Here is a 13,112-nt window from a genome sequence, read left to right on the forward strand (position 1 = left end):
GTTACGCGTGTTCTTCGTTATGAATTAGACTTATCTCTGTAGCTCCTGTATCATAAAGAAACTTAGAAAGTTCATCAAGATCGTGGTTTGCTGCATCAACTTCGATCAAAAAGTGATCATCAGTTGTACGAACGTCTGGATTCTCAGCTTTTTTGAAAGGCCAGATCTTACTTCTCATATAAAAAGTAATAACCATAAGGTGGGCCGCAAAGAATACCGTTAATTCAAACATAATTGGCACAAAAGCAGGCATGTTCTGCAGGTAAGAAAAACTTGGTTTACCACCAATATTTCTTGGCCAATCTTCAATCATTATGAAATTCATCATAAGGGTCGCCACACTCAATCCAATTAGTCCATAGATAAATGAACATATAGCGATACGAGTATAAGGTAATCCCATAGCCTTATCCAAGCCGTGAACCGGAAATGGCGTATATACCTCAATAATTCGATAATGTTTAGAACGCAGTGCTTTTACTGCCTTCATAAGGATATCATCATCATTGTAAAGCACGTGTAAAACGTTTCCTGATGCCATAATTATTGTTTAAGATTTTGTGCCTGACCTGCCCAATCATCGCGCTCTGCTCTACCAGGAAACGCATCGATAATTTCGTCTAAAAGGTCATATTCTGTTTTAGTCATTTTACTCACCTGATCATAGGTATAAATACCTAACTGATGTAGCTTTTGCTCCAATACCGGACCAACACCACTGATCTTTTTCAGGTCATCAGCTGATTGTGTTGCCGGATCATAGGTTCCTATTTTAGCAAGCATCAAATCAATCTCTGCTTTCTTAGTTTCAGTATCAACTAATGCATCTGCATTTACAGTAGATTGGTGATAAGTACTTTCAGCATTTGTAACAGCGGCTAAACTCTCTGGTCGAGTCGCATAGTTAGAGGTACGCTCATCTGTAGCTGTACCAGCTAAATCTTCGCCTGACTCTCTAATGCGCTTGTATCGCTCTCCTGAAGATTTAAGAATACTCTTAACCTCTGCTTGTGCAATAACCGGGAATGTACGAGCATACAATAAGAACAACACGAAGAAGAATCCAATTGTACCTACAAACACTCCTATATCAACAAAAGTAGGTGAGAACATCGTCCAAGTAGAAGCCAAACGGTCTTTACTCAAACAGATCACAATAATGTCAAAACGCTCAAACCACATACCAATATTAATCACAAGAGCTACGATAAATGTCCAAAGAATGTTTCTTCTCCATTTCTTAACCCAAAGCGTAAGCGGCACGATAAGGTTACAAATAATTAGCGCCCAGAATGCCCACCAATATGGTCCTGTAGCAGCACCAAATGATAAGTACGTATAGTTTTCGTAAGGCACCCCAGAGTACCATCCGATGAAATATTCAGTTAAATAAGCTACTGTTACGATACCACCGGTAAGCAAGATTACCTTATTCATAAATTCAATATGAACAATGGTAATATAGTTTTCAAGGTTAACCACTTTTCGCATTACCAAAAGAAGCGTTTGCACCATAGCAAATCCAGAGAAAATCGCTCCCGCTACGAAATAAGGAGGGAAAATCGTACTGTGCCATCCCGGCACAACCGAAGTAGCAAAGTCAAAAGATACAATCGTGTGTACCGAAAGTACCAGAGGAGTTGCAAGACCTGCAAGAACAAGAGACACCTCTTCAAAACGCTGCCAGTCTTTTGCACGGCCACTCCATCCAAAACTTAAGATACCGTATATTTTTTGCTGAAACGGACTCTTAGTACGGTCACGAATCATCGCAAAGTCAGGTAAAAGACCCGTCCACCAGAATACTAATGAAACCGATAAATAGGTAGAAATTGCAAATACGTCCCAAAGCAGTGGTGAGTTGAAGTTAACCCATAATGATCCAAATTGGTTTGGAATAGGCACAACCCAATATGCCAACCATGGACGCCCCATGTGGATGATCGGGAACAAACCTGCCTGCACAACCGCGAAAATTGTCATCGCCTCTGCAGAACGGTTAATCGCCATACGCCATTTTTGACGGAAAAGTAATAATACAGCAGAAATAAGAGTACCAGCATGACCAATACCTACCCACCATACAAAGTTTGTAATATCCCAAGCCCAACCAATGGTTTTGTTAAGACCCCAAACTCCAATACCTGTAGACACTGTATATACAATACAGCCAAGACCCCACAAGAACGCAATAAGCGCGATAGAAAAACAAATCCACCAAGACTTATTGGCTTTACCAAGAATAGGAGCACCTACATCTACACTGATGTCGTGATAAGATTTCTCTCCAAGAATCAAAGGCTCTCTTATGGGTGCTTCGTAATGTGACGACATATTAATATATTGATATTTATTTTATACTAAATTAAGCTTCTGCAGTATTCTTAACTTTTACCTGATAGAATACATTAGGCTTCACACCAATATCTTCAAGTAAATAATACTTACGTTTATCATTTTTCAATTCTACGATCTCAGAATCTGGCATATTCACATCACCAAACTTGATAGCGCCGTTATCACAGGCATTACTACAAGCGGTTGCAAACTCACCATCCTCTACTGCTCTACCTTCACGTTTCGCATCTAGAATTGTTTTTTGTGTCATCTGAATACAGAAAGAACATTTCTCCATAACCCCACGAGAACGTACTGTAACGTCAGGATTAAGCACCATACGACCAAGATCATTGTTCATGTTGTAATCAAACTCATCGTTTTCTGCATATAAGAACCAGTTGAAACGACGCACTTTGTACGGACAGTTGTTAGCACAGTAACGAGTACCTACACAACGGTTATAAGTCATCTGGTTTTGACCTTGTCTACCGTGACCAATCGCAGCTACAGGACATACAGTCTCACAAGGAGCGTGATTACAGTGCTGACACATCACAGGCTGAAATGCAACTTCAGGATTGTCATAAGACTGCTTCTCTACTACTGAATAGCTATCAAAAGCAGGAAGTTCCTCAAGAGTCTTAGTTTCTTCCTCAAATGTATCTGCAGATGAATAGTAACGGTCAATACGCAACCAGTGCATATCTCTAAAGTTTCTCACCTCTTGCTTACCTACTACAGGAACATTGTTTTCTGAGTGACAAGCGATAACACACGCACCACAACCGGTACACGCATTAAGATCAATCGAAAGATTAAAATGAGGACCCATGGTATCATCAAAAGATTCCCAGATATCTGCATTCTTATCTCTTACCGAAATTTCAGAGTGGTTATAATCAACCTCTCCTACAGGATTCCAAGCGTGAACATCTTTAGTATTAAAAATTTCTAAAGTAGTCTCGCGTATAATATCATCCGCACGCCCTGCCATTGTATTCTGCATTTGAACACAAGCAAATTCGTGAACTCCGCTTACTTTTTCAATCTGAACAGACTGTGTAGCGCTAAAGTCTTTATATAATGGGTAAGCATTAACACCTACCTGCATTTCTTCTTGAACAGCAGCTTTCTTTCCATAACCTAAAGCTAAACCAACTGATCCTGGCGCTTGACCCGGCTGCACATAAACAGGTACATTCTCAATAGTTCTACCATCAAGGGTGATGTTTACGTAATTACCATTTAAAGCTCCTTTAGAAGTAATTTCGTTTTCAATTCCCAACTTATCTGCATCTGCTTTAGACATAGTAAGATAGTTATCCCACGAAGTTCTTGTGATAGGATCAGGGAATTCTTGCAACCAAGGGTTGTTAGCCTGCTCACCGTTACCAATACCAGTACTTGAATAAAGCGTCAACTCATAACCAGAAGTTGAAGCTTCCTCTTGAGCAAGAGCAGCAACAGCGCTTGAAAGTGTAATTGCACCATTCGCAGTTGCGCTTGACATTTCTGCAATCTCTTCAGCAACAGGAATAGAACCCGCTACAAAACCATCATGCAATGCCTGATTCCAGCTCGTAGAAGCATTACTCCAGTTATTTTTTAGATACTCATAATACGTAACTTCTTGACCTGTCCAAGCCAATAGCGAATCTTGAAATTGTCTTGTATTGAACAAAGGACGAATGGTTGGCTGCGTTAGGCAAATTTGACCTTTCTTAATTTCAACATCACCCCAAGACTCTAGATAGTGAGGAGCCGGAGCCAAATAATTACAAAGAAGTCCAGTCTCATCTTCTTTCATATTGAAAGAAACTTTCACATCAACATTCTCTAGTCCAGCAACAAACTCATCAGCATTAGGCAAACTGTAAGCAGGATTCACACCCGCTACAAGAAGCGCACCGACAGCACCAGAATTCATATCAGCAACCAATTGCTGCACTTCTTCAGCATTACCCTGACGGGTCATTTTTGGAGCCTGAACATCAATAATTGCACTTCCTAAAGTCTCGTTGATAGACAATGCCACCATCTGTGCATTTGCATCCTGAACACCAGTTACAAACACCCCTTTACTTCCGGCTTTACGTAATTGAGCTGCTGCACTCTTAACAGCTTCATCTAGTTCTGCCGGCAATCCTGTATTAGCACTTCCACCAGAAACAATTGATTGAATAGCGGCAACCGCTTTTTTCTGCTGAGCAGGAGTCATTGGCACACGCTTATCAGCATTTGCACCAGATAAAGTCATATTCGCCTCAAACTGAACGTGACGTGACATTTTTCCATTTTTAGGAACACGGCTCTTAGCATAAGTTGGACCGAAGCCACCACCTTGCCAATCACCTAAAATATCAGCACCTACTGAAATTATAACTTCAGCTTCAGAGAAATCATAGTCCGCCAATGCACGCTCACCGTATTTGCTTTCAAAAGCATCTAGGGCCGCCTGCTCTCCTATCGCATCGTAAGTCACATGTTTTACATTAGGATACGCTGCACTAAACTCTGAAATCAACTTTGAAGTTGAAGGGGACGCAAAAGTTTGTGTTAACAATACAATACTTTTACCTCCTAAATTCTTTAATTTATCACCTAACTGACTATCCAACTCAGACCAAGAAGCATCTGCTCCGTCAATCTTTGGACCTTGCAAGCGCTTAGTATCATACATCGACAATACAGAAGCATGAACCCTTGCATTATTACCTCCTAAAGAAGCAGCCAGTTTGTTATTTTCAATTTTAATAGGTCTTCCTTCGCGCGTTTTAACCAAAACACTAGCAAAGTCAAAACCATCTGCCATTGTTGTAGCGTAGTAGTCTGCCTTTCCTGCCGTAATACGCTCTGGAGCAACTACGTAAGGAATGGACTTGTTTACAGGCCCTTCACATGCTGCAAGTGTAGCTGCTGCAGTAGAAAAACCTACATACTTTAAGAAATCACGACGCGTAGTTGACGAAGCATCTAACGAATCTTTGTCTCCAAGAAACTCATCCATAGGAATTTCTTGCGCAAATTCATTCTGTTTAAGCGCCTCAACAATAGAGCTATTCTCATTTAGCTCCTCAACACTTTTCCAGTATTTCTTGTTTGATGACATAAAATCTATTGTTATTTATTTTGAAACGCGAGTTAGACTACACGCAATCTTAACTTATTAATAATGGCATTTACCACACTCAAGACCTCCCATTTGTGCCGCAGTCAACTGCTCAACACCATACTTCTTAGAAAGCTCTTCGTGAATTTTTTCGTAATACGGATTTCCATCCATCTTCACATTAGTCTCACGGTGACAGTTAATACACCAGCCCATAGTTAACGGAGCGTTTTGATACATAATCTCCATCTCTTCAACAGGACCGTGACAAGTCTGACATTGCACTCCTGCCACTGAAACGTGCTGTGAGTGATTAAAATAGGCGAAGTCTGGCAAGTTATGAATGCGCACCCACTCTACAGCCTGAGTCTCCCCAGTATACGATTGAGTCGCAGGATCCCATCCAGTCGCTTTATATAACTTCTGAATTTCTTTATCGTAAAATTCTTTCGAATAATCTTCAGTAACTGAACTGAATTCTGAAGTCGCATCAGCAACTTCACTAATACTTTTATGACAGTTCATACACACATTCAAAGAAGGAATCCCTGAAGTTTTACTCGTACGTGCTGAAGAGTGACAGTATTTACATTCGATCTGGTTATCACCAGCGTGAATTCTATGTGAGTAATGTATAGGCTGAATTGGCTGATACCCTTGATCAACACCCACCTGCATCATCCATCCGTATGCAAAATACGCTCCACCTAAAAGCAACACAATTACAGAAACAAGAACCAAGAATTGATTTTCTACAAATGATTTCCAAATTGGCTTACGCGCCTCTTTAACCGGCAAAGCAACACCTTGAGCAACTGCAAATTTTCTAAGCGTATTATTTACTAAGAATAAAACAGCAACAAGCATCACAAGCACAACAGCAAGAATAGCTAAGATCACAGTGCTCGAAACACCACCCCCACCTTGACCAGTAGCACCTGCCGCAGCAGCCGGAGCTTTAGGCTCTGGCTTTGGAGTATCTGTATATGCTAAAATATCATCAATATCCGCATTGCTTAATTGCGGAAAAAGATTCATCGCTGTTTGATTGTACTCTTCGTAAATCGCAATCGCCTCTGGATCCCCAGAATCGATCAACGCACGGTTATTTTTAATCCACTGATACAACCACTCTCTATCGCGACGCTCAGTAACATTATACAAAGCCGGACCTGTAGCACGACTGTACAACTTATGACACGCAGCACAATTTGCATTGAACAATGCTTTACCTGCAGCAGCATCACCCCCTTGCACAGCAGGAGTAGTTTCAGACTGCGCAGCCCCTTCAGCAGGCTCAGCATCCTGAGCAAACACAAACGAAGAAAAAGAAAGCAATAATGCTAAAGTGATTATAGAAAATCGAGAAGCTGAATTAAGGTAGTTACCCTGTTTCATAGTATGATAGAATTGTCATAGTAATGCGGCACTAATTCTAGATATTTAAGCATCAACTAACTAAATATAGTGCCGACAAATTTGATGGCAAAAGTAAGACTTAGAAGTGGATTTTTGAAGTGTTACTAAAGCGTTAAAAGGTAATTTATACCTGTTCTAAATAATAATTATCACAAGTTTTGAGTTATTACTTTTACATTTGCTTAAACAATTTTTCTTATGAAAAGAAACCTCAAAAAACCGATATTATATCTAATTTTTAGCGGCATTTTCAGCACTGCTACCTACGCGCAAACCGCTAAGAGTAATGTCATTCAAGATAATAAGTTACCCGAACTTTTAAAGTTGAAGTCAGAAATGACCGTGAATAACGAATTGGCAGATCGTTATAAAATTCAATTATTTTACGGCCAAATCACAGAAGCCAATAAAGTACAGAAAGATTACAACTCAAGCTTTAGCGAATGGGAACCTAAGATCGTTTATGAAAGCCCAAATTATAAAGTCTGGGTTGGAAATTTTAGGGATCGTTTAGACGCAGATCGCGCCCTACTTAAAATCAAAGAAAAATTTCCAAGCGCGTTTGTAATGAAACCAGAACGCTGAACGAAATACTACCACATAAAAAAACCGCTGATATTCAGCGGTTTTTTTATACTTAATTGATTTTATTTCAGTTTCTTCTTAACAGCGACCTCCTGATATGCTTCAACAATATCACCTTCTTTGATATCATTGTAGTTCTTAATCTGCATACCACAATCGTAACCTTTACTCACTTCCTTAACATCGTCTTTAAAGCGTTTTAACGAAGCTAGCTCTCCAGTGTAAACCACAACTCCGTCGCGTATTAAACGCACGCCAGAGTTACGATAGATTTTACCGGAAGTAACCATACAACCCGCAATGGTACCAATCTTAGAAATCTTAAAGGTCTCTCTGATCTCAGCATTACCGGTAACCTCTTCCTTCATTACAGGAGAAAGCATTCCTTCCATCGCATCTTTCAGATCGTTGATCGCGTCGTAAATGATGGAGTATGTTCTGATATCGATCTCTTCCTTATCAGCTACCTGACGAGCATTTCCGGCAGGTCTAACGTTAAATCCGATAATGATCGCATCTGAAGCCGAAGCTAACAATACATCACTTTCAGTAATTGCACCAACTCCTTTATGAATGATATTTACAACAATCTCTTCCGTAGACAATTTACCGAAGCTATCTGTAAGCGCTTCAACAGAACCATCCACATCACCTTTAAGAATAATGTTAAGCTCCTTAAAGTCTCCTAAGGCAATACGTCTTCCGATCTCGTCAAGTGTAATATGTTTCTGAGTTCTTACCGACTGCTCACGCTGCAACTGCGTACGTTTATTTGCGATGTCTTTAGCTTCACGCTCATCTTCCATCACATTAAACTTATCACCCGCTTGAGGCGCTCCATCAAGACCTAAAATAGAAACCGGTGTAGAAGGCCCTGCTTCCTTGATCTCTTTACCACGCTCATCGTGCATCGCTTTTACCTTACCACTGTTAGTACCGGCAAGAACGTAATCTCCAATTTTAAGCGTACCCCCTTCAACCAATACTGTTGAAACATAACCTCGACCTTTATCAAGGAACGCTTCCACAACGGTACCGTTAGCACGTTTATCAGGATTCGCTTTCAGCTCTAGAATTTCAGCTTCTAATAAAACTTTCTCCAGTAGCTCAGCTACACCAACCCCGGTTTTAGCCGAAATATCATGAGATTGAATTTTTCCACCCCAATCCTCAACAAGCAAATTCATATTTGCCAGCTGTTCTTTAATTTTATCAGGATTTGCTGTTGGCTTATCCACCTTATTGATCGCAAAAACAATAGGCACTCCAGCAGCTTGTGCGTGAGAAATCGCTTCTTTAGTTTGCGGCATCACATCATCATCAGCAGCAATTACGATAATCGCAATATCAGTAACCTGAGCACCACGCGCACGCATCGCCGTAAAGGCTTCGTGCCCCGGTGTATCTAAGAAGGCTATTTTTTGACCGTCTTTTAGGGTTACTCCATATGCACCAATGTGCTGCGTGATTCCACCGCTTTCTCCTGCGATTACATTTTCCTCACGTATATAATCAAGAAGCGAAGTCTTACCGTGGTCAACGTGACCCATTACTGTAACAATTGGAGCACGAGGTTTAAGATCTTCTTCAGCATCTACCTCAACAGCAACTGACTCTTCAATATCTGCATTTACGAAATCTACCTCGTAACCAAATTCGTCAGCAACAATAGATAAGGTTTCTGCATCCAGACGCTGGTTCATCGTCACCATCATTCCCAATGACATACACGCTGAAATAATCTGAGTCACCGAAACATCCATCATAGTAGCTACTTCGCTAACCGTAACAAACTCGGTTACTTTCAACACCTTATTTTCTGCTTCCTGCTGCGCTTGTTCGCTTTCAGATTTCTGACGGTGCTGATCTCTCTTATCTCTACGATATTTAGCACCCTTACCTTTGTTAGATTTACCTTGAAGTTTTTCTAAGGTTTCTCTAACCTGCTTTTGCACTTCTTCTTCTGAAGGCTCTTCTTTTACAACAGGCGCATTACGGCGTCCACCACCTCTTTGATTACGACCTCTATTGTTGTTATTACCACCACTATTAGGATTCGCACCCGTAGCTTTACTTATACGCTTACGCTTACGTTTTTTATCATCCTTATTGGCAGCAGGCTTCTTCTTTTTCTCCGGTTTTTTAAACTGAGAAAGGTCAATTTTTTGACCTGTAAAGTTTGGCCCGTCTAATTTCTTATAATCTGTCTTTAAGACATCATCTCCAAGCTTAGGCTCTTCCGTCTTCGTCTCGGCTTTTTTAGGCGCTTCAGCTTTAGGCTTAACCACCTCTTTCTCAACAGGCTTCAATTCTACCTTTGGCTTTTCTTCCTCTTTAGGCTTTTCAGCCTCCACTTTCTTCTCTTCTACCTTAGGCGCTTCTACTTTTTGCTCAACAACCGGCTCTTCTTTTTGAACTGGTTTAGGCTCTTCTTTAGGCTTTTCTGGAGCTGCAGCTTTTGGCTTTCCTGATTTATCTAAATCAATTTTACCAACTTGCTTAGGCCCTTGAAGGTTCGATTTTGCACGAATCACCTCCTTATCTGAATCTTGTTCCTGGCGTTTCTCTTCGATCTCCTCCTCGCGCGCTTGTCTGATAGCTTCTTTTTCTTTCTGCTTCTCTTGCGCTACTTCTTTAGACGCAACTTTTTTACTCGCGTCTGTCTGAAATTGATCAGATAATACCTCGTAGATTTCGGCAGAGATTTTTGTAGTAGGGCGCGCCTCTATCTCGTGCCCTTTTTCCTTAAGGAAATCAACAGCACGATCAAGTGAAATATTAAGTTCACGCAATACTTTATTTAACCTCATGTTCTTTACTTCTGCCATAAAATGCTTTAATTCGCTATAAAATTAACCTAAAAAACCTGTACAGTCCTAAATTTATTCAAACTCTTCACGAAGAATTCTCATTACATCTGCAATGGTTTCTTCTTCAAGGTCTGTTCTTCTAACCAGGTCTTCTACGTCTTGTTCTAAAATACTTTTTGCGGTATCTAAACCTATTTTTGAAAATTCGGCAATGATCCAATCTTCAATCTCATCAGAGAATTCTGTAAGCTCAACATCTTCTTCAACTCCTTCTCTGTACACATCAATCTCATAACCTGTAAGTTGGCCCGCCAATCTAATATTGTGACCTCCACGACCAATTGCTTTAGAAACCTCTTCTGGTTTAAGCATCACTTCTGCTGATTTATTCTCATCATCGATCTTGATCGAAGTAATCTTTGCAGGACTTAGCGCTCTGGTAATATATAATTGCAGGTTATTTGTAAAATTGATTACATCAATATTCTCATTACCTAACTCACGAACTATGCCGTGAATACGAGATCCTTTCATACCTACACAGGCTCCAACCGGATCAATACGGTCATCATAAGAATCAACAGCAACTTTTGCCTTCTCTCCAGGAATACGCACTACTTTTTTAACTGTGATTAATCCGTCAAACACTTCAGGAATCTCTGACTCAAACAACTTTTCAAGGAAAAGTGGAGAAGTACGCGACATAATGATCGCCGGCTTATTTCCTTTTAACTCAACACTCTCGATAACCCCTCTAACATTTTCTCCTTTACGGAAGAAATCTGAAGGTATCTGCTTGTCTTTTGGCAATATGATCTCATTACCTTCATCATCAAGCAATATAATCGCTCTGTGTCTTATGTGATGCACCTCAGCATTATAAAGCTCTCCTTCAAGATCTTTAAATTGCTTATAGATATTAGTATTATCGTGCTCGTGAATTTTACTGATAAGATTTTGACGCAAAGCAAGAATAGATCTACGCCCCAAGTCTATAAGCTTTACTTCTTCAGAAACATCTTCACCCACCTCAAAGTCAGGCTCAATTCTACGTGCTTCTGTTAAACTTATTTCTGAATTCTCATCTTCTACTTCACCGTCAGCTACAACAACACGGTTACGCCAAATCTCTAAATCTCCTTTATCTGGATTTATAATGATATCAAAATTATCATCGCTTCCAAAACGTTTTTTTAACGTACTTCTAAAAACTTCTTCGAGTATTGCCATAAGCATTACTCTATCTATGAGCTTATCATCTTTAAACTCAGAAAATGATTCGATTAACGCAATATTTTCCATGCTGTGTACTTAAAATTTAATCTTAACTTTTGCTTGCTTGATAGCATCAAAGGCTATCACCTCTTCCTTCTCTACGGTCATCTTACCTTTACCCACCTCTTTAGGCACGCGCTCTTTCCAGAACAACACAATACCCTCATCATGCACTTGAATAAGATTACCTGTTATTTTTGAACCATCTTGAAGCACTACTTCAAGATCACGACCTTCATTCTTTTTATACTGCCTTGTATTAATCAAAGGCTCGGTAGCTCCTGCAGACATAACTTCTAAAGAAAAATCCTCTTCTTCCCTATCTAAATTATGCTCTACTTTACGGCTTACATTGATACAGTCTTGCACCGTTACTCCCTGATCACCATCTATCACAACTACAATCTCGTTGTTGCCTTTAATTTTTAAATCTATAAGAAAGAGATTCTCATACTCCTCAAACGCCTCTTGTAAAAGGGCTGTAACTTTTTCCTTCAACATGTTCCTATAAAAAGAGGGGACTCAATGTGTCCCCTCGATTAATTTTCTTAATTCAACACTGCAAATATAATAATATTTATCAAGATATAAAATAGAACAAGCTCACTATTAAATGCTTAACTTTAATACAGCCCATTAAAATCTATATAACTTTTAAAGTCAGTACATTATGATCAAAAAATTACTACTGCCTACAGATTTTTCTGAACAGGCAACCTACGCATTTGAAGTCGCTTGCCAACTCGCAAAACAGTATGACGCGCAGCTACACCTAATTCATATGGTTGAATTACCTTACTCGTTAATTGATGTTATTGACGGTAATCACAACGCACAGCTGCCCGAAGCGCTTTTCTTTATGAAGCTGGCACAACAGAATTTTGAAAAGCTGCGTGCTGAAAAATACGCCAGCGACATTGAACTTTTTGAACACGTGAAGTTCAACAGTATTCAAAGCGGGATTTTAGACTATGCCGAAGAACACGAAATCGATATCATAATCATGGGATCTCATGGCTCAAGTGGTTTTGAAGAACTCTTCATAGGCTCTAACACTGAGAAAATTGTTAGACACTCTAAAATACCGGTTTTTGTCATCAAAAAAAGACACGTCAACTTCAAAATCAACCGTCTGATTTTTGCGACAGATCTTGAGAATGACAATTTAAAACCTGTGGCACAGGCATTAGAATTTGCGCAAACGCAAAAAGCTGAATTTAAAATGGTTTATGTGAATACTCCTGACCGATTTGAGATCACTGAAAAAATTCAGGCTTTGTTTAAGGAGTTTGTTCAAAAACTACAGATCGAAACTCCGCACTTTGAAATTTTTAATGATCTCAAGGTTGAACGTGGCATTATGAATTACGCCAAAAGTCAAAAAGCAGACCTTATCGCCATTGGCACACACGGCCGAAAAGGACTCGCACATTTCTTTAACGGCTCCTTGAGCGAAGGTTTGGTTAATCACGCCAAAAGACCGGTCTTGACTTTTAAGATCTAAAGGTTAATAAATCTCTAAATAACAATTTTTTAGAAATTTTATCGCGTTCAAAAAGGTAGCTTGGGACTAA

The 13,112-nt window shown here is 39.8% G+C and carries 9 protein-coding genes; 2 read left to right on the plus strand and 7 right to left on the minus strand.

Features of this window, described 5'->3' with window-relative positions:
- Nucleotide 1: 1 nt before the first annotated feature.
- From LDL79_RS05360 to LDL79_RS05375, 4 genes are read right to left on the minus strand one after another with little or no spacing between them, the layout of a single operon-like run.
- Nucleotides 2-541 (minus strand): DUF3341 domain-containing protein, encoded by a 540-nt coding sequence (locus LDL79_RS05360; RefSeq protein WP_072983103.1) that lies wholly within the window; start codon nucleotides 539-541, stop codon nucleotides 2-4.
- Between the two features lie 2 nt (nucleotides 542-543).
- On the minus strand, nucleotides 544-2,334 hold the full coding sequence (gene nrfD, locus LDL79_RS05365; protein WP_225599446.1) for an NrfD/PsrC family molybdoenzyme membrane anchor subunit: 1,791 nt from the start codon (nucleotides 2,332-2,334) through the stop codon (nucleotides 544-546).
- Nucleotides 2,335-2,365: 31 nt separating this feature from the next.
- On the minus strand, nucleotides 2,366-5,449 hold the full coding sequence (locus LDL79_RS05370) for a TAT-variant-translocated molybdopterin oxidoreductase (RefSeq protein ID WP_225599447.1): 3,084 nt from the start codon (nucleotides 5,447-5,449) through the stop codon (nucleotides 2,366-2,368).
- Nucleotides 5,450-5,506: 57 nt separating this feature from the next.
- The gene (locus LDL79_RS05375; RefSeq protein ID WP_225599448.1) at nucleotides 5,507-6,847 is read right to left on the minus strand and encodes a c-type cytochrome; all 1,341 of its coding nucleotides are present in this window, start codon (nucleotides 6,845-6,847) and stop codon (nucleotides 5,507-5,509) included.
- 219 nt (nucleotides 6,848-7,066) lie between these two features.
- On the opposite strand from LDL79_RS05375, the gene LDL79_RS05380 reads away from it, so the two are divergent.
- Nucleotides 7,067-7,453: an SPOR domain-containing protein gene (locus tag LDL79_RS05380; protein ID WP_225599449.1), complete on the plus strand. Its 387-nt coding sequence runs from the start codon at nucleotides 7,067-7,069 to the stop codon at nucleotides 7,451-7,453.
- Between the two features lie 62 nt (nucleotides 7,454-7,515).
- Here the strand turns inward: LDL79_RS05380 and infB are convergent, their stop codons facing one another.
- Genes infB through rimP form a run of 3 tightly spaced genes read right to left on the minus strand, consistent with a single transcriptional unit; the run spans nucleotide 7,516 to nucleotide 12,039 of the window.
- Nucleotides 7,516-10,281 carry a translation initiation factor IF-2 gene (gene infB / locus LDL79_RS05385; protein ID WP_225599450.1) on the minus strand — a complete coding sequence of 922 codons (2,766 nt, stop codon included), beginning with the start codon at nucleotides 10,279-10,281 and terminating at the stop codon, nucleotides 7,516-7,518.
- A 54-nt stretch (nucleotides 10,282-10,335) separates the two neighbouring features.
- On the minus strand, nucleotides 10,336-11,565 hold the full coding sequence (gene nusA, locus LDL79_RS05390; RefSeq protein ID WP_072983093.1) for a transcription termination factor NusA: 1,230 nt from the start codon (nucleotides 11,563-11,565) through the stop codon (nucleotides 10,336-10,338).
- A 9-nt stretch (nucleotides 11,566-11,574) separates the two neighbouring features.
- A complete protein-coding gene (gene rimP, locus LDL79_RS05395; protein ID WP_225599451.1) occupies nucleotides 11,575-12,039 on the minus strand; it encodes a ribosome assembly cofactor RimP in 465 nt (154 codons plus the stop codon).
- A 169-nt stretch (nucleotides 12,040-12,208) separates the two neighbouring features.
- On the opposite strand from rimP, the gene LDL79_RS05400 reads away from it, so the two are divergent.
- A complete protein-coding gene (locus tag LDL79_RS05400) occupies nucleotides 12,209-13,042 on the plus strand; it encodes a universal stress protein (RefSeq protein WP_225599452.1) in 834 nt (277 codons plus the stop codon).
- Nucleotides 13,043-13,112: the final 70 nt, after the last annotated feature.

This window comes from Leeuwenhoekiella palythoae (genome assembly GCF_020310025.1).
Classification (GTDB): Bacteria; Bacteroidota; Bacteroidia; order Flavobacteriales; family Flavobacteriaceae; genus Leeuwenhoekiella; species Leeuwenhoekiella palythoae.

Bases quoted from the DNA above. Each gene is read 5' to 3' on its own strand.
- LDL79_RS05360 (WP_072983103.1), bottom strand. From the start codon at position 541: ATGGCATCAGGAAACGTTTTACACGTGCTTTACAATGATGATGATATC.
- nrfD (WP_225599446.1), bottom strand. From the start codon at position 2,334: ATGTCGTCACATTACGAAGCACCCATAAGAGAGCCTTTGATTCTTGGA.
- LDL79_RS05370 (WP_225599447.1), bottom strand. From the start codon at position 5,449: ATGTCATCAAACAAGAAATACTGGAAAAGTGTTGAGGAGCTAAATGAG.
- LDL79_RS05375 (WP_225599448.1), bottom strand. From the start codon at position 6,847: ATGAAACAGGGTAACTACCTTAATTCAGCTTCTCGATTTTCTATAATC.
- LDL79_RS05380 (WP_225599449.1), top strand. From the start codon at position 7,067: ATGAAAAGAAACCTCAAAAAACCGATATTATATCTAATTTTTAGCGGC.
- infB (WP_225599450.1), bottom strand. From the start codon at position 10,281: ATGGCAGAAGTAAAGAACATGAGGTTAAATAAAGTATTGCGTGAACTT.
- nusA (WP_072983093.1), bottom strand. From the start codon at position 11,565: ATGGAAAATATTGCGTTAATCGAATCATTTTCTGAGTTTAAAGATGAT.
- rimP (WP_225599451.1), bottom strand. From the start codon at position 12,039: ATGTTGAAGGAAAAAGTTACAGCCCTTTTACAAGAGGCGTTTGAGGAG.
- LDL79_RS05400 (WP_225599452.1), top strand. From the start codon at position 12,209: ATGATCAAAAAATTACTACTGCCTACAGATTTTTCTGAACAGGCAACC.